This is a genomic window from Sphingomicrobium sediminis (genome assembly GCF_023805295.1).
Classification (GTDB): domain Bacteria; phylum Pseudomonadota; class Alphaproteobacteria; order Sphingomonadales; family Sphingomonadaceae; genus Sphingomicrobium; species Sphingomicrobium sediminis.
The window spans coordinates 681,205-708,196 of sequence record NZ_JAMSHT010000001.1 but is presented as its reverse complement, the minus strand read 5'-3'; the positions used below and the strand labels follow the sequence as shown (position 1 = coordinate 708,196).

Here is a 26,992-nt window from a genome sequence, read left to right as displayed (position 1 = left end):
AAAATGGCCATGTTGAGCCCGAAACAGCGCATAGGACCGGCCCGGACGGAAGCCACGCAGCGCGACCCTGCCTTGTTCGAGGCCTTGGTCGAGCGCGCTATTTCCATCCATTATCAGCCGATGATCGACCTTGGCACCGGCCGCGTGATCGCAGCCGAGGCACTGGCGCGCTGGGACGGCGCCGGGGCGGGCGCGGATCGACTGTTTGCACGGGCGAGAGAAGCCGAGCTGGACGCCGCCTTGTCTCGCGCCATCCAGTTCGAGGCTTTGGAACGGGCAGCGCGCTGGACGGGCGATCTCTCCAAGATCGGGCTGTCGATCAATATCCTGCCCAGCGAATTGCTCGAGCGCGATTTCGTCGACATTTTCCTCGAGCGAGTGCGCGGTAGCGGTTTCGACCCGAGCCGCCTGACCGTCGAATTGGTCGAAAATGGCAGCATCGCCAATCATCCCGAGGCCGCGCGTCGCCTGTCGCGCCTGCGCGCCACCGGCATCCGCATTGCGATCGACGATTTCGGGACGGGCTATTCGAGCCTTGCCTACCTCACCAGCCTGCCCATCGACACACTCAAGATCGACCGTGGTCTGGTGGCCGAGATCGTGGGCGGCGAGAAGGATCGCATCGTGGTGCGCGCGCTAATCAATCTTGCCCGCGAATTGGGGCTGCGTACGGTCGTCGAAGGCGTCGAAAATGCGGCGCAGCTCGATTTGCTCGCCGAATGGGGCGCCGATCTCTACCAGGGCTTCCTGGGGTCCGGGCCGCTCGACGAGGACGCGCTGGGCCGCTTCGTCGGCTTTGCCAACCGCAAGAGCTAGGCCGGCTCCGGCACCTTCTTCTGCGCCTTGCGCGCCACCTTGGCGAGGCCGCGCGACAGCATCAGAGCACCATTGATCCGGTCATATTCACCCGGCCAGTGCCGCGACAGCACCATCTTGCCATCGGGACGCAGCTTTGCCTGTCCCTTGAGACGCTCAATATAGGCGATCAGGCCCTGAATGTCGGGGAAACCGTCCTTCGCGAAGGTCACCACCGCACCCTTGGCACCAATGTCGAGTTTCGCGATGCGCGCCTTGCGACAATTAATCTTGATCTCAATGACTTCAAGCAGGTTCTGCGTTTCCTGTGGCAGCTTGCCGAACCGGTCGATCAGCTCTGCGGCGAAGGCATCGATATCGGCGCGGCTCTCCAGATCGCCGAGACGGCGATACAGACCCATGCGCAGGTCGAGATCGGCGACATAGTCGTCCGGGATGAGGATCGGCGCGGCGACGTTGATCTGCGGATTGAGGCTCTCGCCCGCGACTTCGGCGCCGCCATCGGCCTTCAACTGCACGATCGCTTCCTCGAGCATCGACTGGTACAGTTCGAAGCCGACTTCCTTGATATGACCGGATTGTTCGTCGCCGAGCAGGTTGCCCGCGCCGCGCAGGTCGAGATCGTGGCTGGCAAGCTGGAAACCCGCGCCGAGGCTGTCGAGATTGGCGAGCACCTGCAGGCGTTTCTCCGCACTGTCGCTGACGAGATGCGGCTCGGGCGTCGTCAAATAGGCATAAGCGCGTGTCTTCGATCGTCCGACGCGGCCGCGTAGCTGATAGAGCTGGGCGAGGCCGAAGCGGTCGGCGCGATGGACGATGAGCGTATTGGCGCTCGGGATATCAAGCCCGCTTTCGACGATGCTGGTCGAGAGCAACACATCATATTTACGGTCGTAAAAGGCGCTCATGCGCTCCTCGACCTCGGTCGGGCTCATCTGGCCGTGCGCGACGAGATATTTCACCTCGGGCACTTCCTCGCGGAGGAATTCCTCGATGTCGGGCAGGTCGGCGATGCGCGGGGCGACATAAAAGCTCTGCCCGCCCCGATAATGTTCGCGCAACAGCGCCTCGCGGATCACCACCGGATCGCGCGGCATCACGTAGGTGCGCACTGCAAGGCGGTCTACCGGCGGCGTCATGATCACGCTGAGGTCGCGCAGGCCGGTCATTGCCATTTGCAGGGTGCGCGGGATGGGCGTGGCCGTAAGCGTCAGGACATGCACATCAGACTTGAGAGCTTTCAGACGTTCCTTGTGCGCGACACCGAAATGCTGCTCCTCGTCGACGATCACGAGACCGAGGCGCTTGAACTTCACGCTCTTGCCGAGCAGGGCATGGGTGCCGATGACGATGTCGATGTCGCCTTTCTCGAGGCCTTCCTTGGTGCGTTTCACCTCAGCGGGTCCTACGAGGCGCGACAGGCGGCCGATCTTGATCGGGAAGCCTTGGAAGCGCTCCATGAAATTCTGGAAGTGCTGGCGGGCAAGGATGGTGGTCGGCGCGACCACGGCGACCTGCTGGCCCGACATGGCCGCGACAAAGGCAGCGCGCAACGCAACCTCGGTCTTGCCGAATCCGACATCGCCGCACACGAGGCGGTCCATCGGCTTGCCCGACGAGAGATCCTCGAGGACCTCGCCGATCGCCTTTTCCTGATCATCCGTCTCCTCGTACGGGAAGCGGTCGACGAATTGGGGGAAGGCGCTGTCGGCCTCCATGGGCTGGCCTTCGCGGAGTGCACGTTCGGCGGCGACCTTGATGAGCTTAGAGGCAATCTCGCGGATACGCTCCTTCATCTTGGCCTTGCGCCGCTGCCAGGCTTCGCCGCCCAGGCGATCGAGACTCACGCCTTCATCGGCCCCGCCATAACGCGAGAGAATGTCGATATTCTCGACCGGGACGTAGAGCTTGTCGCCGCCATGATATTCGAGCGCGACACAGTCATGCGGGCTGCCGCCGACATCGATGGTCGTCAGCCCCTCATATTTGGCGATGCCATGCTCTTCATGGACGACGAGGTCGCTGGGCGTCATGGCCGAGAGTTCGGCGAGGAAGGCGTCGGCGCTCTTCTTGCGCTTGGCGCGGCGCACCAGGCGGTCGCCGAGCATGTCCTGTTCTGACAGGACCGCAACGTTCTTCGTGGTGAAACCATGGTCGAGCGGCAGGACCATGAGCGCGGGCGCCTTGCCACCTAGCGCCTCCTGCCAGCTTTCCGCCATGCGGCGCGCGTCGACGCCATGATCCTTCAGTAGGCCATCGAGCCGTTCGCGCGCGCCTTCGGAATAGCTGGCGAGGATGACGGTGCGGCCATCGCTAGTGAGTTTGCCGATATGCTCGGCGACGGCCTCATAGACATTGGCATTCTGCGCGCGTTCGGGTGCGAAGTCGCGCGGTCCCGATACGTCCATGTCGATCGTGGTATCGCCGTCGGGAGCGGGGAACGGGGTGGCGAGATGGATCGGCGTTTCGGCCTTGATGCCCTTCCATTCTTCGTCGCTGAGATAGAGCGCATCGGGCGCGAGCGGGCGATAGGTGCCGGCCTCGGCAGCTTCGACACGGCGGCGGTTCTGGAAATAGTCTTCGACAGCTTCCAGGCGCGACCCCAGCGCCGCATCGGCATTCGCGTCGCGCAGGACGACGTCCTTGTCGCCGACATAATCGGTGATGTCCGCGAGTGTTTCCTCGAACAATGGCAGCCAATGCTCCATGCCCGCCATGCGTCTGCCTTCGCTGACCGCTTCGTAGAGCGGGTCGCTGGTGCCGGTGGCGCCAAACTTCTCGCGATAACGGCTGCGGAAGCGCTTGATGCTGTCCTCGTCGAGCAAGGCCTCGGATGCCGGCATGAGCGTGAAGCCGTCGATCCGCCCCGTCGAGCGCTGGTCGGTGGGATCGAACGCGCGCATCGTCTCGATCTCGTCGCCGAAGAAATCGAGGCGCACGCCGCTGGAAAAGCCAGCGGGGTAGAGATCGACGATCGCGCCGCGGACGGCGTACTCGCCGGCATCATGCACGGCATCGACGCGGGCATAGCCATTGGCCTGCAAGAGCGCGATCAGCTTCTCGCGCTCGATCTCGCTGCCTTCCTTGAGGCGCTTCACCAGGCCGCCAATACGATCGGGGCAGAGCATCCGCTGGGCGACCGCATTGGCAGTGGTGACGACCAGTTGTGGTTTCTTGGGCGTCCGCGCGATCCGGGCAAGTGCCCCCATGCGGTCGGCCATCACCTTCAATGCGGGGCTGGCTCGGTCATAGGGTAGGCAGTCCCATGCCGGGAGCGTGATCACCTGCACCTCGGGCGCAAAGAGCGTCGCCGTGTCGGCAACAGCGCGCAGCGCCGCATCGTCCGAACAAACGAGCCATGCGCGACCGCCACGATCGGCAGCAGCGCGCGCGAGATCGCTCGCCAGCCAGGGGAGGTAACCTGACGGCGTGGCGGCCAGCGTCAGCTGCGCATCGGCCTTGAGAATGGAGGCAATCTTGTCGCTCAACGGGCAATCCTGATGAAATCGAGCTTCTGGAGCTTGTCGAGCATGGGGCCGCGATAGCGCACCGGCGCCTCGGCAGTACCGATCGCCCAGGCCATGATGTCCACATCCTGTTCGGTGAGCAGCATGTCGAACCAGTCCATATCGGCCTCGGTGAACTCGGCCTGGTAGCGGTCGAAGAAGCCGCCGATCATCATGTCGGCCTCGCGCGTCCCGCGATGATGGCTGCGATATTTGAGGGCGCCCAGCTTGTCCCGCTTCTGCCGCTCGTCCATTTGAATACGCTCCATAGCTATGCGCCCCGCCCGGATTTCCGCGCAGGGTCATTGATGTAATCGCCATGTAGGCGCGCGCGTTCCTTTTCGCTAGGCAGACCAAAGCATGCGACCGGAAATTCTTCAGCCATTGTTCGCCGAGACCGAGGCGCTGGACGGGGTGGGGCCCAAGATCGCCAAGGCGTTGGCGAAACTCAAGCTGACGCGCGCGGTCGATATGGCATTCCATCTTCCCACCGGCATGATCCAGCGGATCGCGACGAACCGGCTAGGGCATCACCTGGTCGGCCAGCGCGTCGTCATTACGCTGACGCCCATGGATCTGCGCGATGGGCGAGGCCGTGCGCCGCTGCGTATCTATGCTGCGGACACGGACGGCAACATGGTCGCGCTCACTTTTTTCAACAATCCGGGCTGGGCGAAAAAGCAGCTGCCGCTCGGCGAGGCCAAGCGCATCTCGGGCAAGCTCGATGCCTATGGCGACCAGCTGCAGATGGTGCATCCCGACGTGGTCGATGCCGATCCGCCGCTGCGTGAGCCGGTCTATCCCTTGTCCGAGGGGCTCACCAACAAGCGGATGCGCGATTTGGCAAAGCAGGTGCTGGATCGCGCACCCGAACTGCCTGAATGGATCGAGCCTTCGGTCAAGTCGGAGCGGGAGTTTCCGGACTGGAAGCAGGCGCTCGATGCGGCGCATGAAAGCGTCGATGCCACGGCGGCCCGGCACCGGCTCGCCTATGACGAGATTTTCGCCAACCAGCTTACGCTGCTCCTGATCCGCCAGTCAGCGCGGCGGCGCGCGACCCGCCCTCTTGAGGGAGACGGCAGCCTGTCGGCCAAGCTCGATTTGCCGTTCGAGTTGACCGGTGCGCAGGCGCGCTGCGTGTCCGAGATCAAGGGCGATATGGCACAGGAGCGGCCGATGCTGCGCCTGCTGCAGGGTGACGTCGGGTCGGGCAAGACGCTGGTGGCGCTGTTGGCGATGTTGGAAGCAGTCGAGGCGGGCGCGCAGGCGGCAATGCTTGCCCCAACGGAAATCCTAGCGCGCCAGCATTATGACGGCCTCAAGCGGCTGTGCGACCCGATCGGCGTGAACGTCGCCATTCTGACGGGACGCGACAAAGGAAAAGTCCGCGAGAGCACATTGATGGGGCTACAGGACGGATCGATCCATATCCTGGTCGGCACCCACGCCATCTTCCAGCAGGCCGTCGCCTACAAGGATCTCGGCCTTGTCGTGGTGGACGAACAGCATCGCTTCGGCGTGTCGCAGCGCTTGATGCTGAGCGAGAAGGGGAAGCGTCCGCCTCATTTGCTCGCGATGACCGCGACCCCGATCCCCCGCACGCTGACCCTGACCCAATATGGCGAGATGGAGGTCAGCCAGATCGACGAGCTTCCCCCGGGGCGCAAGCCGATCGATACGCTTGTCGTCGCCGAAGAGCGTCTCGGCGACGTCGTTGCAGGTCTGGAGCGCCATGTCGAAGCCGGCGGACAGGCCTATTGGGTGTGCCCGCTTGTCGAGGAATCCGACAAGATCGACGCGACCGCGGCCGAAGATCGCGCGGCGGCGCTGAAGGCGCGATTGGGGGACAAAGTCGGCCTCGTCCACGGCCGCATGAAGGGTGAGGAGAAGGATGCAGTCATGGAGCGCTTTGCGCGCGGGGACCTAGCTGTCCTCGTCGCGACGACCGTGATCGAAGTTGGCGTGGATGTGCCCAATGCCTCGCTGATGATTATCGAGAGCGCGGAGAATTTCGGCCTTGCGCAATTGCACCAGCTGCGTGGGCGCGTGGGCCGCGGCGAGGCCAAGTCCCGCTGCCTGTTGCTGCGCGGATCGAATTTGTCGGAAACGGCGCGGGCAAGGCTGGCGCTGATGCGCGAGACCAATGACGGCTTCCGCATCGCCGAGGAAGATCTCCGCCTGCGCGGCCCCGGCGAAATCCTCGGCACGCGTCAATCGGGTGACCATGTCTTCCGCCTCGCCGAACCCGAGGACATCACCCGCCTTGCACCTGCAGCGCAGGCCGATGCGCGATTGCTCCTCGGCCGCGATGGTGGATTGGACAGCGAGCGCGGTCAGGCGGCACGTGTGTGCCTGTACCTCTTCGAACGCGATGCGGCGGTGGGATTGCTGAAGGGCGGCTAGGCCGTCAGCAGGCCATGCTTCTTCTTGCCGAGGCTGATCTTCACCGGATCGCCGGCCACCGTCACCAATAGCTGCGGATCGCTTACGGGCTGGTCGTCCAGCTTTACCGCGCCTTCCTTGATCTTGCGCTTGGCCTCGCCATTCGATGCGCAGAAGCCGAGGCCGGTCAGCGCGGCCAGCACGCCGATTTCGCCGCCAGTAGATAGGCTCGGCAGATTGTCGTCGCTTGCACCTTCTTCGAACGTCTTACGCGCGGTCTCTGCCGCCTCCTTGGCCGCCTCCTCGCCATGCAGCACCGCGGTCGTCGCATTGGCGAGCGCGATCTTCGCCTCGTTGATCTCCTGGCCTTCGAGCTGCGCGTAGCGGTCAATCTCGCCAAGCTCGATATCGGTGAAGAGCTTCATGAACTTGATGACGTCGGCATCGGCGGTATTCCGCCAGAACTGCCAGTAATCATAGGGGCTCAACTGGTCGGCATTGAGCCAGACCGCGCCGGCGGCGGTTTTGCCCATCTTCTTGCCATCGGCCGTTGTGATGAGCGGGGTGGTGACGCCGAACAATTCGTCCTCGCCGCCCATGCGCCGCGTCAGCTCTATCCCGTTGACGATATTGCCCCACTGGTCCGACCCGCCCATCTGCAAGCGGCAGCCATAGCGCGCATTCAGTTCACGGAAGTCGTACGCCTGCAAGATCATATAGTTGAATTCGAGGAAGGTGAGCGGCTGCTCGCGGTCGAGTCGCAGCTTCACGCTGTCGAAAGTCATCATCCGGTTGATCGTGAAATGCGGCCCGACATCTCGCAGCAGGTCGAGATAGTTGAGGTCGCCCAGCCACTCGTCATTATCGACCATGATGGCGCCGGTCTTCGGATCATCGAAGTCGAGGAAGCGCTCGAAGACCTTACGGATGCCAGCGATATTCTGCTGGATGAGGTCGGGGGTGAGGAGCTTGCGACTTTCATCCTTGCCCGAAGGGTCGCCGACCTTGGTCGTCCCGCCGCCCATCACGACGATGGGGCGATGCCCGGCCTGCTGGAGCCGCTTCAACAGCATGATCTGCACGAGGCTGCCGACATGCAGGCTCGGCGCGGTCGCGTCGAACCCGACATAGCCGGTCACCACTTCCTTCGATGCGAGCTCGTCCAGACCTTCCGCATCGGTGGTCTGGTGGATGTAATCCCGGGTCGAGAGAATCTGCAGCAGGTCGCTTTTGTAGGTCGTCATGGGAAAGAGCCGATAGCAGCACGTTTCGCCCCTTGCCACCATAAGCCGCGCGGGCCATTCACTGCGCCACGATGCCGATTGCCCTCACTGCCCATCCCGATCACCCGACCGACGCCGTGCGCGGCATCTCGGTGGACCTTCGTGGCGATGAGGAGGGTGTGGCGCTGGCCTACCATCTCGATGGCGACCTGGATCGCATCAAGCTTCCCGAAATGGGCACGCTTCGGCGCGAGGATCGCCTGTGGCGCTCGACCTGTTTCGAGATGTTCCTGCGGCACGGCAATGTCGGCTATCGCGAGTATAATTTCGCTCCGGACGGCCGCTGGTCGGCCTATCGGTTCGGCAGCTATCGCCATGCCCGCTCCAACCTGCCCAATCGCTGCTCGATCGTGACGGCGCGCGTCGAAGACGGCTACACGCTGAGCGCGCGGGTGATGGGGCAGGGACTGGCCGGCCACGACATCGGCCTGTCGGTGATCGTCGAGGAGCAGGACGGCACCAAGAGCTTCTGGGCGGTGAAACATCCGCCCGGCAAAGCGGATTTCCATAACGAGGCATGTTTCGCCCTTTCGGGAGACGACTATTGATGATGGGCATCGACCGGCTGCTCGCCGAGCCCGAACTGCGTGAGGCCCTGCATGGCAGGCGCGTGGCATTGTGCGCGCATCCTGCCTCGCTGACCGCAGACCTGACGCACAGCATGGATGCGCTGGCCGCGCTCGACGACATCCAGCTGACCGCCGCCTTCGGGCCGCAGCACGGCATCAAGGGTGACAAGCAGGACAATATGGTGGAGACGCAGGACGAGACCGATGCGGTTCTCGGCATCCCCGTCTTCAGCCTGTATGGCGAGGTGCGCCGTCCGACGGATCAGTCGATGCACACGTTCGACGTGGTGCTGATCGACCTGCAGGACTTGGGCTGTCGCATCTACACCTTCATCACCACCTTGCTCTATTTGCTCGAAGCGGCGGCGGAGCATGGCAAGGAAGTCTGGGTTCTCGACCGCCCCAATCCGGCAGGACGACCGGTCGAGGGGCTGACGCTGCGGCCGGGCTATGAGAGCTTCGTCGGGGCCGGCCCGATCCCCATGCGCCACGGCCTGACCTTGGGCGAGCTTGGTCATTGGTTCATCGACCACTTCAGTCTCGACGTCGATTATCGCGTCATCGAGATGACCGGCTACGCGCCTGATGCCGGCCCGGGCTTTGGATGGCCCGAGGATCGTCTCTGGATCAATCCGTCGCCCAATGCGGCCAATCTCAACATGGCGCGGGCCTATGCCGGCACGGTCATGCTGGAAGGCGCGACGTTGAGCGAGGGCAGGGGGACGACCCGCCCGCTGGAGCTGTTCGGTGCGCCTGATTTGGATGCGCGCAAGGTCATGGCCGAGATGGAGCGATTGGCGCCACAATGGCTGGAAGGCTGTAAACTGCGTGAGATCTGGTTCGAACCGACCTTCCACAAACATGTCGGCAAGCTTTGCCACGGCGTGCATATCCATGCCGAGGGCGGCTTCTACGATCATGAGGCATTCAAGCCGTGGCGGCTGCAGGCGCTGGCCTTCAAGGCGGTCCGTTCGCTCTATTCCGACTATGAAATCTGGCGCGGCATGGACTTCGGCTACGAGTATACGAGCGGCCATCTTGCCATCGACATCATCAACGGCGGACCGGCTTTGCGCGAATGGGTCGACGATGCAGGTGCCGAGCCAGGCGACCTCGATGCGCTCACGCGTCCGGACGAGGCGGCATGGGTCGAGGCGCGTCGTCCTCACCTGATTTACTGATCCCGCAGATCGGACTGACCAGCGTCACCAGCACGAAGCTGATGATCATGAGCAGGTACCAGCTGCCAAGCTTGGCGAGGCTGACCATCTGCCAACCTTCATCCTGATTGGGATAGGTCCAGGCGCGCGCGAAGGTGCCGAGATTTTCGGCAAACCAGATGAAGAGCGCCACGAGGAGCCAACCAACCAAAAGCGGCATCCAGCGATGCTGCTGAAGCACGCGGAAATGGATGCGGGTCCGCCAGAAGAGAATGACAGTGAGCGCAAAAAGGGCGTAGCGAATGTCGACCGTCCAGTGATGCGCGAAGAAATTCACGTAAATGAGCGCGGCGAGCACAAAGCTGGTCCAGCGCGGCGGATAACCGGTGAACCGAAAATCGAAACTGCGCCAGCAGCGGGCAATGTAGCTGCCGACCGCCGCATACATGAAGCCGGAGAAGAGGGGCACGTCGCCAATCTTGAGGATGGCAGGCTCCGGATAAACCCAGCTTCCGGCGGCCGTCTTGAACAGCTCCATGACCGTGCCGACGACGTGGAAGATGAAGATGACCACCGCTTCGCGCGGCGTTTCCAGCCTGAAGGCCAGCATCCCGACCTGGATCAGGACGGCGTAGATGGTGATCGCGTCATAGCGATGGATCGGCGCGTCGTCGGGGTAGAAGAGAAAGCTCGCCAGCAATCCGAACAGCATCAGCGCCCCGAATAGGCAGGCCCATCCTTGCTTGAATACGAATACCGCAAATTCGACCGCCCAGCCATACGGGCCTGGGACGCGGGCCAGCGTCTCGACCCGCTCTCGAACGGCGTGGAAGCGGCTGTGCCTCAATGCTTGCGGCTCAATTCGCGCATCGCATCGTCGAGCCCGTCGAGAGTCAACGGGAACATGCGATCATCCATCAGCTCCTTGAGCAGCCGCGTCGAATAGCTGTGGTTCCAATAGCCCTCGGGCGTCGGATTGAGCCACACCGCGCTCTTATACTGATCGGTGAGCCGCTGGATCCAGGTCGCGCCGGATTCCTCGTTATAATGCTCGATCGCGCCGCCCGGATGGGTGATCTCGTAGGGGCTCATCGAGGCATCCCCGACGATGACGACCTTGTGATCGGGCCCGAATTTGTGGAGCACATCGAAAGTCGGCGTCTGTCCGTCCCAGCGACGGCGGTTCTCCTTCCACACGCCCTCGTAGATGCAGTTGTGGAAGTAATAATGCTCGAGATGCTTGAACTCGCTGCGCGCAGCGGAGAATAGCTCTTCGACCTGGCGGACATGCGCGTCCATCGATCCGCCAATATCGAGGAAGAGCAACAGTTTCACTGCATTGTGTCGTTCGGGCCGCATCTGGACGTCGAGCCAGCCCTGCCGCGCCGTGCCGTCGATCGTGCGGTTCATGTCCAGCTCTTCGGCGGCGCCTTCTCGGGCGAAGCGGCGCAGGCGCTTGAGCGCGACCTGGATATTGCGCGTGCCGAGAGCGACATCGCCGTCCAGATCCTTGAACAGGCGCTTGTCCCAGATCTTCACGGCACGCCCGTGCTGGCCCTTGCCGCCGATCCGGACGCCCGCCGGATTATAGCCGCCATGCCCGAAGGGGGAGGTGCCGCCAGTGCCAATCCACTTGGAACCGCCCTCATGTCGCTCTTGCTGCTCTTGGAGCCGCTTCTTGAGCGTTTCCATGATCTCGTCCCAATCGCCCAGCGCCTTGATCTCGGCCATTTCCTCTTCGGTGAAGAAGCGCTCGGCAACGGCTTTCAACCATTCTTCGGGCAGATCGACGGCCAGATCCTCGCCCTCGGCGCGCGTCAGACCCTTGAATGTCTCCGCGAAAACCCGGTCAAAACGATCGAGCATCTTCTCGTCGGGCACGTAGGTCGCGCGGGCGAGATAGTAGAATTGCGTCGGATCGGCCTCGATCACTTCCCGATCGAGCGCTTCCAGAAGCATCAGATGCTCCTTGAGGCTCGCCGGGATGCCGGCGGCGCGCAAGCGGTCGAGGAAGGAGATGAACATCGAAAAGTGATCCTGAAATGACGGTCTGTGTCGGGTAAATGACTTGGTTAACGAAAAAGTAGGACCATTCCCCGTAAATGCCCACAAGAGGTGAATTGGGGAAAGGGGCCTAGATGGCAACCCAGGGTATCGAAGAAGTCACGGAAAACGCAATCCGTGCAGTGGCGCGCGACTGCGGGTCGCTCAGTCTCGAATGCAGCGATGTCGCCGGTTACGTGGAGGCCGTCGCGGGCCGCATTAGCGAAAGCCTAAAGACGCTCGACGATCTGGAAGACGTTACCGAGCGCCTGCTGGCCGACCAGGCCCGCGTTTCCGACTCGACCGATGAAGCGCGCTTGCTGGCCGAACAGGCCAAGACCAAGCTCGACAATGGCCGCGCCGCAATCGACGGCACGATTACCGGCTTCAAGGAACTGACCGAACTGGTCGTGAAGCTTGGCGAGCGCATGGCGGGGTTCGCCAGCGCGATGAACCAGGTCCAGAATGTCTCGGCAACCATCGAAGGTATTGCCCGCAAGACCAACATGCTGGCCCTCAACGCGACGATCGAAGCCGCCCGGGCCGGTGATGCCGGTCGCAGCTTCGCGGTCGTTGCCGCCGAAGTGAAGAAGCTTGCCCACGATACACGCAATGCGACGGGCGAGATTGCCACGACGCTGGGCGAACTGACCCGCGAGGCCAATGCGGTCACCAGCGAGATCACCAGCGGCGTCGAACGCAGCCGCGATGCGCAGGCCGGGATCGGCCGCATCAGCGAGACCGTGCGCGAAGTTTCCGAAATCGTCGGCATGGTGGATGCCCAGTCCGAAGGCATCGCCCAGTCGACCAACCTTATCCAGACCAGCGTCGACCGTGTCCGCGCCGGCCTTGGCGACTTTGCCGCCGGTGCCCGCGACAATAATGGCGAACTGGTGCAGGCGCAGAAGCGTCTGTCGCATCTCGAACTGATGACCGGCTCGATGCTCAACACGCTCGCCAATTCGGGTGCCGAGATCGACGATACGCCGATGCTCATCAAGGCCAACGAAATCGCTGCGCGCATCACCCGCCTCGTCGAAGCCGAGATCGATGCTGGCAACGTCACGGTCGACCAGGTCTTCGACCGCAATTATCGCGAGCGCCCGGGCTCAAACCCACCGCAATATGACAGCGATTTTTGCGACACGGCCAACCGCGTTATCCAGCCCATCCTCGACGAGGTCTGCGCACAGGATAACCGCATCATCGGCACGACCATCGGCGATCCCAACGGTCACCTGCCGACGCACATGTCGAGCCGCTCGCAAAAGCCCGGCGACGATCCCGTTTGGAACGACGCCAATTGCCGCGACGGTCGCATCCTTATCGACGACCAGACCCGCTTCGCGCACAATCGCGAGAGCGCCACCTTGCTCACCTACCGCATGGAACGCGGCGACGAGAGCGTGGCGGTGAAGAATGTCTACATTCCCCTGTCCTTCAAGGGGAAGCGCTGGGGCAATTACGAACTCGCCTATCGCGACGATACAGTAGCGGTCTAACCCGCTACCATTCACGCCGCGCCATCAGCCATTGCAGGATGGCGGCGCAGACGACTGCGCCACCGAGACCGAGCCACAGGGCAAAGTCCGCCCGCGCATGCTCGCTCGCCAGCTGGTTGGTAGGTAGCAGCCACGGAAAATAGATTCCCCATTTGGTGCTGGTCGCGCCGACCGCGAAGATGATCCCGCCGACCCCGAACAGGAGGGGCGGGACAAAACTGCGGAAATAGAGCGCGAGGCCGTACTGGACCACCAGCATGAAGAGGCTCGCGCCCCACATCCGCGCCAGGATCGCCTCATAGGAGCCGCCCGGCAGCATGCTGAGGAGTTCCGGCGGTACGCGCACATCGAAAATGGTCGCGAGGATCGTGACGCCGATACCGAGCGTCAGTGTCCAGAGACCGAGCACCAAGGCGGCGGCGGTCAGCTTGATGATAAAGATACGACGGCGTGTACCCGGCAAAGAAAGCAGTGGATCCCACGCCCTGGCCCCATGCTCGATCTGGGCAAGAACGACGGTGAGCGCCATCGTTCCCAATGGCAGCATGGCATAGGCCCACAGCGAGGCCGTGCCGATCATGAACATCTCGGCCTGCGTGGCGTCGTTAAGCAAGGCAAGCAGGCCGAGCAGCAGGACGAGCCCAGGCACCGCGACGCTCAGCCAGACGACGAGCGAACCGCGCAATTTCATGATCTCCGCCTTGATGAGGCCGAGGGTGGTGGTCGCGACATGATCAACCATGGTGCGCGCTCCCGATCTGGTGGTGGTAGAATTCTTCGAGACTGAAGCGATACGGGGTGAGGGCGCTCACCTCCGCGCCGCTTTCGACCAGCTTTCTGTTGATCGCGGCCGGGTCGTGATTGCCAAGCGTCAGTCGATAACGATCGCCTTCGATCTGTTCGATCTCCGTGGACATGGCCTTCAGCAATGCAGCGACCTGGTCGCCGCGCGCTTCGATGTCGAGCTTGGGCGGACCGGTGGCCAGATCGGCGAGGGGGCCCTGGTGCACGAGCCGGCCCTCGGACAAGAGTGCGATATGGCTGGCAACGAGTTCGATTTCGCCGAGTAGGTGCGAGCAGATGATGAGTGTACGCCCCTCGGCCAGCGTCCGGATCAGCTGGCGCATCTCGCGAATACCTTCGGGGTCGAGGCCGTTCAGCGGTTCATCGAGAATGACAAGCGGCGGACTGCCGATGAGTGCGCGGGCGATACCAAGACGCTGTCGCATGCCGGTCGAGAAGGCGCGTACCTTTTTCGAGGCTGCGTGGCTGAGTCCGACCGTCTCGAGCAAGGCATCGACATTCTCGGTAATGCCGAGCGAAGTCGCGACGACACGCAAATTGTCGCGCGCGCTCAGATGATCATAGAAGGCGCCGCCCGGACTGTCGGCCATGGCGCCGATCAGGGGGCGTTTCTTGTGCTGCAGCTTTTCGCCGAACAAGCGGATCTGACCCGATGTGGGACGGCTGAGCCCCAGGATCATGCGCACGCTGGTCGACTTGCCCGCACCGTTTGAGCCCAAAAAGCCGAAAATTGCGCCATTCGGCACCTTCAGATCGACGTCATTAACCGCAATTTGCTTGCCGAACCTCTTGGTCAGCGCGGTTGTTTCGATGGCATAATCCAAGACTTGACCCCTTTGCCAGGACAGCGGACAATAGAACTTTAAGTCGGACTTAAATTGGCGATGGACCGAAAAGTCACTCGTCATTCGACAAACGGGGGGCTTTGGCGTGACCAACTTGGAAAAACGCACCAAATGGATGGCCTTGGCGGCATTGTTCGTGTTCGCCGTGATGACGGTGCTGACCGCGTTGCAATTCCATGGTGCCAACCAGATGGGGGCCAACCAACCCGCATTCTACGCCATCCTCCTCCCCATGCCCTTCTATCTCTACGCGATGGGATCGGTGTGGTGGATGCTGCGGCGCATCTCGCTCGGAAACGGGTTCGCGCCATCCGTCTCCGCAGGGCTCCGCCGGGTCGGCATGGCGCTGTTCGCCGGCGGTCTGGTTGAGGTCTTCGGGCAAAACCTGTTCACCATCCTCGTCGCCGGCCGGAGCCTGTTCGAGGTCGACGCCACCGCAATTGCTATCGGCGTGGTCGGTGTCGGTCTCTATTCGATCGCCGGCCTGATCGACGAAGCACGTGAAGCGAAAACCGAACTGGATAGCTTCATCTGATGCCGATCAAGGTCACCCTCGACGCCGAACTGCAGCGCGCTGGCATGACGGGCAAAGAGCTCGCGCAGGCCATCGACCTGTCCGAGACGCAGATGAGCCTGTTCCGTTCGGGCAAGGTGAAAGGCATTCGCTTCGCCACCTTGGCGGCAATGTGCGAGGTGTTGGGCTGCAAGCCTGGCGACCTGATCGACTTCGAACCCGAAGGCGACGGGGGCTAGCGATTCTCGCGGCGGGCGAGGAACGCCAGCTTCTCGAACAGCATCACATCCTGCTCATTCTTGAGTAGCGCCCCGTGGAGCGGCGGGATCGCCTTGGTCGGATCCGCGTCCGACAACACTTCCAATGGCATGTCCTCGTGGAGGATGAGCTTCAGCCAGTCGAGCAATTCGCTGGTCGACGGCTTCTTCTTGAGCCCCTGCGTGTCGCGGACCTGGTAGAAGATATCGAGTGCCTTGCGGACCAGCATCTTCTGGATGTCAGGGAAGTGGACGTCGATAATCGCTTCCATCGTCTCGCGATCGGGGAAGGCGATATAGTGGAAGAAGCAGCGGCGCAGGAAGGCGTCGGGCAGATCCTTCTCGTTATTCGATGTGATGACCACGACCGGGCGCTCGACCGCTTTGACCGTTTCGCCGGTCTCGTAGACGTGGAATTCCATCCGATCGAGCTCCTGCAAGAGGTCGTTGGGGAATTCGATATCGGCCTTGTCGATCTCGTCGATCAGCAGGACGGGCAGCTTCTCGCTGGTGAAGGCTTCCCACAGCTTGCCGCGCTTGATGTAGTTCGAAATGTCATGGACGCGCTCTTCGCCGAGCTGGCCATCGCGCAGGCGCGCGACCGCGTCATATTCGTACAAGCCCTGGACCGCGCGCGTCGTCGATTTGACGTGCCATTCGATCAACGGCGCGTCGATCGCCTTGGCGATTTCATGGGCAAGAACGGTCTTGCCGGTACCGGGCTCGCCCTTGACGAGGAGCGGGCGGCGTAGCGCCACGGCGGCATTGACCGCGACCTTGAGGTCGTCGGTGGCGACGTACTTGTCCGTGCTGTCGAATTTCATGGCCACTGCGCTAGTGCCCCGCGAGGCGTAGCGCAAGACGGCCTAGCAGTCGGCGTCGTAGCGTGCCTTGGCCCTCGCCTCGAGCAAGTCGAACAGACCGCGATGCTGGAGCAGCAGCTGCTCGGCGCCAAAGCCGAGGGCGCGTTCTGCCGCGACATCACCATCGACGCTGGCCATCACGGCCTCGGTCGAACAGCGATCAGGCAGGGTGCATTCGGGCAGGTCGATCCCAACACGCTCTGCAGCAATATCGAGCAACGCACGAATGCCCTGCCAGTCGACGACCAAAGCGGTCGCGGCGCCCAGCGCGCAGCCGCGGCGTTCGGACTTGGCCAGCGTTTCCACCGCGTGGCGGGTCGCCTGCATGGTGCTGGTGCTTGCAGCAGCGCCGGGGGTCGAGGGCAGGGGGCCGACGCGGGCTGTAAGATCGACCACGTAAAGACGCTCGCGCTCGAATGCGTTCGCCGCCTGCATCATCCAGTCACGCTGCACGCCCGAGGCACTACGCGCCAAGGCGGCTTCGACCAGAGTGGGGTGGCGGCCGTGGATGTCGCAGATGAGATGTATGAGGTCGGCAAGGTCGCGCACCGGCTCGGGGCTCGACGCTGCAGCAATTGCCATGGCGTGCGGATGCGACGCGATGCCTTCGGTGGCAACGCGATCATAAGGAGCCAGGCCGGCATTGCCGGTTTCCTGCCATTTACGGGCTCCTGCCACCATGTTCGCCACTCCCTCAGATCCAGTTCACGTCATTTTGCGGTGGTGGGAGGTCAAGCCGTACAGCAAGGCCGTAAAGACCCGGTTACCAAGGCCGAAAGCTTTTGGTCATGGGTGTTAATTTCCGTGCCCTTTCGGGACGCAGGAAGGGGCCGGAATGCAGGCGAACATTCCGACCCCTCGAAAAGCGTTGAGGCTCTTGCCGGTTAGGCGGCGTCTTCCAGCGAGACGTCCTGGTTGGCCGGCGCTTCGATCGCGGGCTTGCGGGCCTCGACCACCGGGGCGGCCTGCTGCGGCTGCTTGGCGGGGAAGAGGGTGCGCGATGCGAACACCGCAACGCCGAGCGCGAGATACAGCGCGAGCATCTCCATCGGGAACCAGAAGATCGGCAGGATGAGGGCCACGCGCAGGATATTGGCATTGAAGCCGAAATCCTCGCCCAGCGCTTCGCACACGCCCAAAATGGTGTCGTTGCGCATCATCATGTTCTTGGTCGCCATCATCTCGTTCCTTCGTCGGTTTGGGCGGACCATTCCGCCTTCACCCCACACTTTGCACCCAACGTGCCAATCCGTCTTTTTACCGGAAATCCGGCATTGCTGTTCGCCGAGGCTGGCTGAAGTGGTGGGATTTCCCACCGCCAATCGGCACGGCTCACCTAGTTGTGCATTGCAACAAGTCAATGAATGGGGAGTGAAAAAGGGCCACCCGTTTCGACGAACGGGCAGCCCCTTACGATAAGTTGCCGATTGATACGGACTTAAGTCTATTGATCGAGGAAGCTGCGCATCTTCCGGCTGCGGCTCGGATGCTTGAGCTTCCGAAGGGCCTTGGCCTCAATCTGACGGATACGTTCGCGGGTCACGCTGAACTGCTGCCCGACTTCCTCGAGCGTATGATCGGTATTCATGCCGATGCCGAAGCGCATGCGCAGCACGCGCTCCTCACGCGGGGTGAGGCTGGCGAGCACGCGGGTGACCGTTTCCTTGAGGTTGGACTGGATCGCCGCATCGACGGGGATGACCGCATTCTTGTCCTCGATGAAATCGCCCAAGTGCGAATCTTCCTCGTCGCCGATCGGCGTCTCGAGGCTGATCGGTTCCTTGGCGATCTTCATCACCTTGCGGACCTTTTCGAGCGGCATGGAGAGACGCTCGGCCAATTCTTCCGGCGTCGGCTCGCGGCCGGTTTCGTGGAGGAACTGACGGCTCGTGCGCACGAGCTTGTTGATCGTCTCGATCATGTGGACCGGAATACGGATCGTGCGCGCCTGGTCGGCAATCGAACGCGTGATGGCCTGGCGGATCCACCAAGTCGCATAGGTCGAGAATTTGTAGCCGCGGCGATATTCAAACTTATCGACCGCTTTCATCAAGCCGATATTGCCCTCCTGGATGAGGTCGAGGAACTGCAGGCCGCGATTGGTATATTTCTTGGCGATCGAGATGACGAGGCGCAGGTTGGCCTCGACCATTTCCTTCTTGGCGATGCGCGCTTCGCGTTCGCCTTTCTGGACCTGATTCACGATGCGGCGGAATTCGGGAAGGCTCATGCCGGTGATCTGCGAGATCTCGGCAATCTCGCCGCGGATGCGCTCCACGGCTTCCTTTTCGTTGGTAGCGAAGGCCGCCCACTTCTTGTCGATCTTGGCGACGCGGTCGAGCCATGCATCGTCGAGCTCGTTGCCGTCATATTCCTCGATGAAGGACCGGCGCGGGACGCGGTGACGCTCGGCAAGGCGCAGCATCTGGCCGCCCAGCGACATGAGACGCCGGTTGTGACCATAGAGCGCGTCAACGAGCATCTCGATCTTGGCATTGTGGAACTGCATCGATTCCACCAGCGCCGTCAGTTCGCCCGACAGGTTCTGGTAGCGCGTTTCCTTGGCCTTCGGGAAATCCTCGCCAGCCTCGAGCGCGGCAAGGCGATCCTGCTGGAGCTTCGAGAACTTCTTGTAGAGTGAGGTGATCTCGGCAAACTTTTCGAGCGCGGACGGCTTCAGCGCCTCTTCCATCTGCGCGAGGCTGAGGGTGTTGTCTTCCTCTTCCTCGTCGCGGCGAGGACGACCCGATGCATCGGTCTTGTTGCCGTCTGCATCCTCTTCGGCCTCTTCGTCCTCATCATCATCTTCGCTGATGGTCGGACCGGCCGTGTCTTCGCTGATCTCGCCATCATCGTCATCTTCTTCCGACTTGGCCATCTGCTCGGCGGTCGGGCCCTTGGAGATCATGGCGTCGAGATCGAGGATCTCGCGCAGCTGCATGGTCTCTTCATTGAGCATGTTCGACCATTCGATGATCGCATTGAACGTCATCGGGCTGTCGCACAGGCCCCAGATCATGAAGTCGCGGCCGGCCTCGATGCGCTTGGCGATGGCGATCTCGCCTTCTCGGCTCAGCAGTTCGACGGCACCCATTTCGCGCAGGTACATGCGCACCGGGTCGTCGGTGCGGTCCGCGCGTTCCTTGGTGTTGGTGGTCGCCTTGACGGTCTTGGGGTCAGCCTTGGCTTCCTTGGCGTCGACCGCCTCGACCTCGTCATCATCCTCTTCATCGGATTCGACGATATTCACGCCCATCTCGCTGATCGCGGACATGATGTCCTCGATCTGGTCCGGGCTCATCTGGTCGCTGGGCAGCGCTTCGTTGACCTCGTCATAGGTAAGGATGCCGCGCTTCTTGCCGCGCGCGATCAGTTTCTTGATCTTGGCATCGTTGAGATCGATCAGCGGCTGATCGCCATCGGCCTGGGTGTCGTTGTCGCTTTTCGCCATCGCGTCTTATCTATTCCACACTTGCAAGAGCGGCGAGCCGCTCCCGGTTTTCGTCACGAAGCCGATGCAATCTCTGCTGCTCGGCATAGGCTTCGTCGCTGAGCTCTTGTTCCAAACGCTTCGTGGCCGCTTCCAGTGCCGTTTCAATCTCCGCCGAAGCGAGGATTGCGTCGAGAGTTGCAGCAAGATCACGCTCGGCAGTCTCTGGATCGCTGCCGGGACGCGTAAAGCTAAACCCCATGACCGGCCGGGACGGGCTGTCCGCGCCTTCGTTCGCCAATATGGGAAGACCATCCCCTTTATCAAGCGACTCGGCAGAAAAGGCGGCATCGAGCAACTTTTCACGTAGGCCCGCGAGGCGGCGATCGGGCATCGGAAGCCGCGCCAAGAGCTCGCCATCATGGGCAAGACGCGCAGGAAAGCGCGCATATCCGTACAGCAACGCCTCGATCGTCGGAGCATCGACCCCGATCTGCGACAGCGATCGCGCTGCATCGCCGACGGGCGGGGAAGGGGGCACCCAGCGACCCTTGCGCTGCGTCCATCCGCCGCCGCTCGAGCGTTGGCGGCCCGTAAGCGCATCGAATCGGGCGAGCCAATCCTCGCGGTAGAGTTGCGACAGCGACGGGTTCTGGATCGAACGGCTATGGTCGAGCAGGCGCTGCTTGAGGCCCGCACGCTGTTCGGGCGTGTCGAGCGGTCCTGCGCCAGCCTCATGTCGCCACAACCGCGCGGCGAGCGGCTCGGGCTCTTCGAGTAGGCGATTGAAAGCGTCGGGCCCACCGTCGCGGACGATATCGTCCGGATCCTGGCCCTGCGGCAGTTCGACGAAGCTAAGGCTTTGTTCGGGGCCGAGTTGCGGCAGCGCGCGTTCGGCTGCACGGATCGCAGCGCGCTGCCCCGCCGCATCGCCGTCGAAGCAGAGGATGGGCGAGGGCGACAGGCGCCAGAGCAGGCGCAGCTGGTCTTCGGTCAGCGCGGTGCCGAGCGGGGCAACGGCCTCGCCGATGCCTGCGCGGTCGAGCCCGATCACGTCCATATAGCCTTCGACCACGATGATGCGGTCGGCCTTGCGCGCGGCGGCCTGGGCGAGGTCGAGATTGTAGAGCTGGCGCCCCTTGTCGAACAGCGGGGTCTCGGGACTGTTGAGATATTTGGGCTCGCCATCGCCAAGAATGCGCCCGCCGAATGCTATGACGCGCCCGCGCGGATCGCGGATCGGGATCATCAGGCGTCCACGGAAGCGATCATAAGGCTCGCGGGTCGGATCCTCGGGATCGATCAGCATCCCGCTCTCGACCAGCTTGGGCACGCCAAAGCGGTCGAGCGCGCGCTTCAGCTTGCCCCGATCGTCGGGCGCAAGGCCAAGTCTGAACTTCTTGATCGTTCTCGCATCGAGCCCGCGCTTCTCGAGATAGCTTCGCGCTGCGCCCCCCTCAATGCCGGACAGCTGCTCCTCGAACCAGTCGGCCGCCGCTTCGGTGACATCGACCAGCCCGGCGCGCTTCTCGGCGCGTTCCTTCGCGCGGGGATCGGGCGCAGGGACATCCATCCCGGCCTTGCCCGCCAATTCCTTGACCGCGTCCATGAAGCCCATGCCGCGCCCGTCGACCAGATAGCTGATCGCATCGCCATGCGCGCCGCAGCCGAAGCAGTGATAAAAGCCCTTCTGGTCGTTGACGTAGAAGCTCGGCGTCTTCTCGTCATGGAAGGGGCAGCAGGCCTTGAATTCCTTCCCCGCCCGGATGAGCTTCACATCAGTGCCCACCACCGCGGACACACGGGTCCGGGCGCGAAGTTCATCGAGAAAGGACGGCGGGAGGGACAGGGGTTTAGCCCCCCATCAACTGCTTCTTGGCCGCCGCACTCGCCTTGGCGGGCTCGATGGCGGCGCCGTGGCGGGCGCGAACTTCGCCCATGACGCGGCCCATATCCTTCATGCCCGCCGCACCCGTATCGGCGATGATGGCCGAGACTGCCGCATCGATTTCCTCGTCGCTCATCTGGGCGGGCAGGAAGGTTTCGATCACCGCAATTTCGGCTTCCTCGGTAGCGGCGCGATCTTCGGCGCCGCCTTTGCGGAACATCTCCGCGCTTTCGCGGCGCTGCTTGACCATTTTCTGGAGGACGGCGGTCACGTGCGCGTCGTCATCCTTGATTTCGCCCTGCGTGCGCGCCTCGATATCCTTGTTCTTCACTTCGGACTGGATGAGGCGGATCGTCGCCACCTTGTCCTTCTCGCCAGCCTTCATCGAGGCAATCATTGCCGCCTTCAAATCATCGCGAATCATCGCTTCACCCAATCATTTGCAAAAGAAAATAGCCTAGCGCGTGCGGACAGTGCTTAACAGCCGTTGACGAGGCCATGGAACCACGTGTAGCGGCTGTGGCTTAGCAACATCGCCAGCATACCTTTACGGAGACTCGACCCTATGGCCGACCCGACACCCGCGCGCGCACCCCAACCGGACGGGGCCAGCGGCGTCATCGCTTTCGCCGACGGCAGGGTCATTTGGGGGCAGGGATTCGGGGCCAGCGGCGAAGCGGTCGGAGAGCTTTGCTTCAACACCGCCATGACCGGCTACCAGGAGGTGATGACCGATCCTTCCTACGCGAAACAGGTCATCGCCTTCACCTTCCCGCATATCGGCAATGTCGGCACCAATCCCGAAGATGTCGAGGCACCCACCGCGCATGCACTGGGCTGCATCACCCGCGAGGCGATCACCTCGCCCAGCAACTTCCGTTCGACCGCCGACTTTCCCGCCTGGATGGCGGAGCATGGCCGCATCGGGATCGCCGGCGTGGACACGCGCGCGCTGACCAAGCTGGTGCGCGAGGAGGGCCCGCCGACCATCGCGATCGCGCATGATCCGGAAGGCAAGTTCGATCTCGATCATCTCCAGCAAATGGCCGCCGACTGGCCGGGGCTGGAGGGGATGGACCTCGCCAAGGAAGTGTCGAACGAACAGCTTTTCAATTGGTCGGACGGCGGATGGGAATTGGGCGAGGGCTATAAGCTCGACCATGCCGACCAGAACGCGCCGCATGTCGTCGCCATCGACTATGGCGCCAAGCACAATATCTTCCGCAACCTGGTCGAAGCCGGGGCGCGGGTGACGGTGGTGCCGGCGGAAGCGAGTTATGACGACATCATGGCGCACGATCCCGACGGCTTTTTCCTGTCCAACGGTCCGGGCGACCCCGCCGCCACAGGCGAATATGCCGTGCCGCTGATCCAAAAGCTGCTGGAGACCAGGAAGCCGCTTTTCGGCATCTGCCTCGGCCACCAGCTGCTTGCCCTCGCAGTCGGCGGCAAGACCGCCAAGATGTTCCAGGGCCATCGCGGCGCCAACCATCCGGTCCAGCGCTGCGAGGACGGCGTCGTCGAGATTACCAGCATGAATCACGGCTTCGCGGTCGAGCGCGGCGGGCTACCGGACAATGTGAAGGAAACGCACGTCTCGCTGTTCGACGACACCAATTGCGGCATCGAACTCACCGACCGCCCCGCCTTCAGCGTTCAATATCACCCCGAAGCGTCACCGGGGCCGATGGACAGCTTCTACCTCTTTGAAAAATTCGTTGGGATGATGAAGTAATGCCCGCACGCACCGACATTAAATCCATCCTCGTCATCGGCGCCGGGCCGATCGTTATCGGGCAGGCGGCCGAGTTCGATTATTCGGGTAGCCAGGCGATCAAGGCGCTCAAGGAAGAGGGCTATCGGGTCATCGTCGTGAACTCGAACCCCGCGACGATCATGACCGATCCCGGCATGGCCGACGCGACCTATATCGAGCCAATCACCGCGCGCGTCGTCGAGAAGATCATCGAGGCCGAAAAGCCCGATGCCATCCTGCCGACCATGGGCGGGCAGACGGCGCTCAACTGCGCGCTGACGCTGAACAAGCTCGGCATCCTCGAGAAACACAACGTAAAGCTGATCGGAGCGCAGGCCGAAGCGATCGACAAGGCCGAGGATCGCGAGAAATTCCGCGCCGCGATGGACAAGATCGGGCTCGAAAGCGCGCGCAGCGGGATTGCGCACACGTATGAAGAAGCGCTGGAAGTCCTCGAACGCACCGGGCTACCCTCGATCATCCGCCCCAGCTTCACGCTGGGCGGCACGGGCGGCGGCGTTGCCTACAATAGAGAAGAGTTCGAAGCGATCGTGCGCGGCGGGCTCGATGCCAGCCCGACGAACGAAGTCCTGATCGAGGAATCGCTGCTCGGCTGGAAGGAATATGAGATGGAAGTCGTGCGCGACCGCGCCGACAATGCCATCATCATCTGCTCGATCGAGAATGTCGATCCGATGGGCGTGCATACGGGCGACAGCATCACCGTGGCGCCGGCGCTGACGCTGACCGACAAGGAATATCAGCGCATGCGCACCGCCAGCATCCAGGTGCTGCGCGAGATCGGCGTCGAGACGGGCGGCTCCAACGTCCAGTTCGCGATCAACCCCAAGGACGGGCGCATGATCGTGATCGAGATGAATCCGCGCGTGTCGCGTTCGTCCGCGCTGGCGTCCAAGGCGACGGGCTTTCCCATCGCGAAGATCGCGGCCAAGCTTGCCGTTGGCTACACGCTCGACGAGCTTCGCAACGACATTACTGGGGGCGCGACGCCTGCGAGCTTCGAGCCGACCATCGACTATGTCGTCACCAAGATCCCGCGCTTCGCCTTCGAGAAGTTTGCCGGCTCCAAGCCCTTGCTCTCGACCGCGATGAAGTCGGTGGGCGAGGTGATGGCGATTGGCCGCAACTTTGCCGAGAGTTTCCAGAAGGCGCTTCGCGGCACCGAGACAGGTCTCAACGGCCTCGACCCGGTCGAAGAACTGGTCGGTGCAGCCGAAAGCGACATCGAAAATGCCTTGGGGCAGGCGACGCCCTTCCGCATCCTCGCCGCCGCACAGGCGCTTCGCGAAGGGTTCTCGGCAGAGCGTGTCTTCAAGGCGAGCAAGTTCGACCCCTGGTTCCTCGAACAGCTGCAAATGATGATCGATGCGGAGAATTCGGTCATCGAGAACGGCCTGCCGGGCAAGGCGCCCGAAATGCGCCGCCTCAAAGCGCTGGGCTTCTCCGACGAACGGCTCGCGCAATTGTCGGCGCAGAGCGTCCATGCCGTGCCCGAAGCGATGCAGGGCAGGGGCCTCGTCCACGACGTCATCACCGCGATGAGTGGCGGCACCACACCCGGCGAAGTGCGCGCGCATCGCCTCAAGCTCGGCGTGCGCCCGGTCTACAAGCGGATCGACAGCTGCGCCGCCGAATTCGATGCGGTGACGCCCTATCTCTACTCGACCTATGAAGGCCCGATGTTCGGCGATCCGGTCGACGAAGCCGAAGTGTCGGACCGCGAAAAGGTGATCATCCTCGGCGGCGGTCCCAACCGGATCGGACAGGGGATCGAGTTCGACTATTGCTGCGTCCATGCCGCCTTCGCTTTGGGCCGCGACCGCGGTGGCGAGGGTGCCGACGAGAGCAATGAGGGCCTCGAGGTCATCATGGTCAACTGCAACCCGGAAACGGTCTCGACCGACCCGGACACGTCCGACCGCCTTTATTTCGAGCCGCTGACCACCGAAGACGTGCTCGAGATCATCCAGACCGAGCGCGAGAAGGGTTCGATCCGCGGCGTGATTGTCCAGCTGGGTGGCCAGACCCCGCTCAAGATTGCGGCCGACCTCGCCAAGTCCGGCGTGCCCATCCTCGGCACCAGCCCCGACAGCATCGACCTTGCCGAAGATCGCGAGCGTTTTGCGGCGCTCGTCAACAAGCTCGACCTCACGCAGCCCGAAAACGGCATCGCCCGCAGCCGGGACGAAGCCATCGCGGTGGCCGAAAGCATCGGTTACCCCGTACTGCTGCGCCCCAGTTACGTGCTCGGCGGGCGCGCCATGGAGGTCGTCGACGGCCCCGAACAGCTCGACCATTACATCGCCACGGCAGTGCAGGTGTCAGGCAACTCTCCCGTCCTCATCGACAAATATCTGCGCGATGCGATCGAGGTCGATGTCGACGCCATTTGCGACGGCGAGGCGGTCGCGGTCACCGGCATTCTCCAGCATATCGAGGAAGCCGGCGTTCATTCGGGCGACAGCGCCTGCTCGATCCCGCCATACTCGCTCCCGCCCAAGATCATCGCAGAGATCGAGCGCCAGACCGAGGCGCTGGCCCTCGCATTAAAGGTGCGCGGGCTGATGAACGTACAATATGCGGTGAAGGACGGCACGCTCTACCTCATCGAGGTCAATCCGCGCGCCTCGCGCACCGTGCCGTTCGTCGCCAAGGCCATCGGCCGCCCGATCGCCAAGATCGCCGCCAAGGTCATGGCCGGCGCGTCGCTTTCGGACTTCGAACCGATCGACCGCAACATCAAGCATATCGCGGTCAAGGAAGCCGTCTTCCCCTTCGCCCGCTTCCCCGGCACCGATCCGGTCTTGGGACCGGAAATGAAGAGCACCGGCGAAGTCATGGGAATTGCGTCGAATTTCGACGCCGCCTTCGCCAAGGCGCAGCTTGCGGAAGGCACCCGCATTCCGGACAGTGGCTGCGTCTTCATTTCGGTGAAACAGAGCGACAAGACGGCCATTCTCGAACCCGCCCGCCAGCTCGACCTGCACGGTTTCGACATCATCGCCACCGATGGCACTGCCAGTTTCCTCGAGGAAAATGGCGTGCGCGTCACCCAGGTGAACAAGGTTGCACAGGGCCGCCCGCACATCGTCGACAAGATCAAGGATGGCGCGGTCGACCTAGTGCTCAACACGACCGAGGGCTGGCAGTCGATGAAGGACAGCCAGGAAATACGCGAAGCTTCGCTCAAGAACCACGTGCCCTACTTCACCACGGTGGGGGCGAGCAGCATCGTCGCGCGCATCATCGGCAAGGCCGATCCGGAAAGTCTTGAAGTTCGCTCGCTTCAATCCTATTATTCCGGCACCTGAACATTTCACCACAATCCGCATCGTGGGTGCTGCTTGAAGCGG

General features: G+C 62.7%; 22 protein-coding genes. 9 read left to right on the top strand and 13 right to left on the bottom strand.

Annotated elements, in window-relative coordinates; translation table 11 throughout:
- Nucleotides 1-9 precede the first annotated feature (9 nt).
- Nucleotides 10-816: an EAL domain-containing protein gene (locus tag NDO55_RS03460; protein WP_252112451.1), complete on the top strand. Its 807-nt coding sequence runs from the start codon at nucleotides 10-12 to the stop codon at nucleotides 814-816.
- Here NDO55_RS03460 and mfd read toward each other — a convergent pair.
- Both mfd and NDO55_RS03450 read right to left on the bottom strand, forming a co-directional pair.
- Nucleotides 813-4,304 (bottom strand): transcription-repair coupling factor, encoded by a 3,492-nt coding sequence (mfd, locus tag NDO55_RS03455; protein ID WP_252112449.1) that lies wholly within the window; start codon nucleotides 4,302-4,304, stop codon nucleotides 813-815. The genes NDO55_RS03460 and mfd overlap by 4 nt on opposite strands.
- Nucleotides 4,301-4,591, bottom strand: coding sequence for a succinate dehydrogenase assembly factor 2 (locus NDO55_RS03450; protein WP_252112447.1), 291 nt, complete (start codon nucleotides 4,589-4,591; stop codon nucleotides 4,301-4,303). The genes mfd and NDO55_RS03450 overlap by 4 nt, the downstream gene beginning before the upstream one ends.
- A 91-nt stretch (nucleotides 4,592-4,682) precedes the next feature.
- On the opposite strand from NDO55_RS03450, the gene recG reads away from it, so the two are divergent.
- Complete coding sequence (gene recG / locus NDO55_RS03445) at nucleotides 4,683-6,725, top strand: ATP-dependent DNA helicase RecG (RefSeq protein WP_252112445.1); 2,043 nt, start codon at nucleotides 4,683-4,685, stop codon at nucleotides 6,723-6,725.
- On the opposite strand, the gene tyrS is transcribed toward recG, so the two are convergent.
- On the bottom strand, nucleotides 6,722-7,948 hold the full coding sequence (gene tyrS, locus NDO55_RS03440; RefSeq protein ID WP_252112443.1) for a tyrosine--tRNA ligase: 1,227 nt from the start codon (nucleotides 7,946-7,948) through the stop codon (nucleotides 6,722-6,724). The two genes, recG and tyrS, sit on opposite strands and share 4 nt — an antisense overlap.
- Nucleotides 7,949-8,019: 71 nt before the next feature.
- Between tyrS and NDO55_RS03435 the strand changes: the two genes are divergently transcribed.
- Nucleotides 8,020-8,535 (top strand): DOMON domain-containing protein, encoded by a 516-nt coding sequence (locus tag NDO55_RS03435; RefSeq protein ID WP_252112441.1) that lies wholly within the window; start codon nucleotides 8,020-8,022, stop codon nucleotides 8,533-8,535.
- Nucleotides 8,532-9,737 (top strand): exo-beta-N-acetylmuramidase NamZ family protein, encoded by a 1,206-nt coding sequence (locus NDO55_RS03430; RefSeq protein ID WP_252112439.1) that lies wholly within the window; start codon nucleotides 8,532-8,534, stop codon nucleotides 9,735-9,737. Before NDO55_RS03435 ends, NDO55_RS03430 begins: the two co-directional genes overlap by 4 nt.
- Here NDO55_RS03430 and NDO55_RS03425 read toward each other — a convergent pair.
- Together NDO55_RS03425 and NDO55_RS03420 are read right to left on the bottom strand one after the other, a co-directional pair.
- Nucleotides 9,679-10,563 carry a DUF817 domain-containing protein gene (locus NDO55_RS03425; RefSeq protein WP_252112437.1) on the bottom strand — a complete coding sequence of 295 codons (885 nt, stop codon included), beginning with the start codon at nucleotides 10,561-10,563 and terminating at the stop codon, nucleotides 9,679-9,681. The genes NDO55_RS03430 and NDO55_RS03425 overlap by 59 nt on opposite strands.
- Complete coding sequence (locus NDO55_RS03420; RefSeq protein WP_252112435.1) at nucleotides 10,560-11,741, bottom strand: vWA domain-containing protein; 1,182 nt, start codon at nucleotides 11,739-11,741, stop codon at nucleotides 10,560-10,562. The genes NDO55_RS03425 and NDO55_RS03420 overlap by 4 nt, the downstream gene beginning before the upstream one ends.
- Before the next feature lie 113 nt (nucleotides 11,742-11,854).
- Here NDO55_RS03420 and NDO55_RS03415 point away from each other — a divergent pair, with 113 nt between their 5' ends.
- Nucleotides 11,855-13,261, top strand: coding sequence for a methyl-accepting chemotaxis protein (locus NDO55_RS03415; protein ID WP_252112433.1), 1,407 nt, complete (start codon nucleotides 11,855-11,857; stop codon nucleotides 13,259-13,261).
- 4 nt (nucleotides 13,262-13,265) lie between these two features.
- On the opposite strand, the gene NDO55_RS03410 is transcribed toward NDO55_RS03415, so the two are convergent.
- Together NDO55_RS03410 and NDO55_RS03405 are read right to left on the bottom strand one after the other, a co-directional pair.
- Nucleotides 13,266-14,003, bottom strand: coding sequence for an ABC transporter permease (locus NDO55_RS03410; RefSeq protein ID WP_252112431.1), 738 nt, complete (start codon nucleotides 14,001-14,003; stop codon nucleotides 13,266-13,268).
- Nucleotides 13,996-14,889 (bottom strand): ATP-binding cassette domain-containing protein, encoded by an 894-nt coding sequence (locus NDO55_RS03405; RefSeq protein ID WP_252112429.1) that lies wholly within the window; start codon nucleotides 14,887-14,889, stop codon nucleotides 13,996-13,998. The genes NDO55_RS03410 and NDO55_RS03405 overlap by 8 nt, the downstream gene beginning before the upstream one ends.
- A 106-nt stretch (nucleotides 14,890-14,995) precedes the next feature.
- Between NDO55_RS03405 and NDO55_RS03400 the strand changes: the two genes are divergently transcribed.
- Together NDO55_RS03400 and NDO55_RS03395 are read left to right on the top strand one after the other, a co-directional pair.
- The gene (locus tag NDO55_RS03400; protein ID WP_252112427.1) at nucleotides 14,996-15,445 is read left to right on the top strand and encodes a DUF2975 domain-containing protein; all 450 of its coding nucleotides are present in this window, start codon (nucleotides 14,996-14,998) and stop codon (nucleotides 15,443-15,445) included.
- The gene (locus NDO55_RS03395; protein WP_252112425.1) at nucleotides 15,445-15,663 is read left to right on the top strand and encodes a helix-turn-helix domain-containing protein; all 219 of its coding nucleotides are present in this window, start codon (nucleotides 15,445-15,447) and stop codon (nucleotides 15,661-15,663) included. The genes NDO55_RS03400 and NDO55_RS03395 overlap by 1 nt, the downstream gene beginning before the upstream one ends.
- On the opposite strand, the gene NDO55_RS03390 is transcribed toward NDO55_RS03395, so the two are convergent.
- From NDO55_RS03390 to NDO55_RS03365, 6 genes are all read right to left on the bottom strand, one after another.
- Nucleotides 15,660-16,505 (bottom strand): AAA family ATPase, encoded by an 846-nt coding sequence (locus tag NDO55_RS03390; RefSeq protein ID WP_252112423.1) that lies wholly within the window; start codon nucleotides 16,503-16,505, stop codon nucleotides 15,660-15,662. The two genes, NDO55_RS03395 and NDO55_RS03390, sit on opposite strands and share 4 nt — an antisense overlap.
- A 42-nt stretch (nucleotides 16,506-16,547) precedes the next feature.
- Nucleotides 16,548-17,225 carry a DUF6975 family protein gene (locus NDO55_RS03385; RefSeq protein WP_252112421.1) on the bottom strand — a complete coding sequence of 226 codons (678 nt, stop codon included), beginning with the start codon at nucleotides 17,223-17,225 and terminating at the stop codon, nucleotides 16,548-16,550.
- A 203-nt stretch (nucleotides 17,226-17,428) separates the two neighbouring features.
- On the bottom strand, nucleotides 17,429-17,725 hold the full coding sequence (locus tag NDO55_RS03380) for a PspC domain-containing protein (RefSeq protein ID WP_252112419.1): 297 nt from the start codon (nucleotides 17,723-17,725) through the stop codon (nucleotides 17,429-17,431).
- A 263-nt stretch (nucleotides 17,726-17,988) separates the two neighbouring features.
- Nucleotides 17,989-19,995 carry an RNA polymerase sigma factor RpoD gene (gene rpoD / locus NDO55_RS03375; RefSeq protein WP_252112417.1) on the bottom strand — a complete coding sequence of 669 codons (2,007 nt, stop codon included), beginning with the start codon at nucleotides 19,993-19,995 and terminating at the stop codon, nucleotides 17,989-17,991.
- A gap of 10 nt (nucleotides 19,996-20,005) precedes the next feature.
- Entirely contained in the window at nucleotides 20,006-21,823 is a 1,818-nt protein-coding gene (dnaG, locus tag NDO55_RS03370) for a DNA primase (RefSeq protein ID WP_252115515.1), read from the bottom strand.
- Between the two features lie 4 nt (nucleotides 21,824-21,827).
- Nucleotides 21,828-22,286, bottom strand: a complete 459-nt coding sequence (locus tag NDO55_RS03365) for a GatB/YqeY domain-containing protein (RefSeq protein WP_252112415.1) — start codon at nucleotides 22,284-22,286, stop codon at nucleotides 21,828-21,830.
- A 141-nt stretch (nucleotides 22,287-22,427) separates the two neighbouring features.
- Here NDO55_RS03365 and carA point away from each other — a divergent pair, with 141 nt between their 5' ends.
- Nucleotides 22,428-23,597: a glutamine-hydrolyzing carbamoyl-phosphate synthase small subunit gene (gene carA / locus NDO55_RS03360; RefSeq protein ID WP_252112413.1), complete on the top strand. Its 1,170-nt coding sequence runs from the start codon at nucleotides 22,428-22,430 to the stop codon at nucleotides 23,595-23,597.
- On the top strand, nucleotides 23,597-26,950 hold the full coding sequence (carB, locus tag NDO55_RS03355) for a carbamoyl-phosphate synthase large subunit (protein WP_252112411.1): 3,354 nt from the start codon (nucleotides 23,597-23,599) through the stop codon (nucleotides 26,948-26,950). Before carA ends, carB begins: the two co-directional genes overlap by 1 nt.
- The last annotated feature ends 42 nt before the right edge of the window (nucleotides 26,951-26,992 follow it).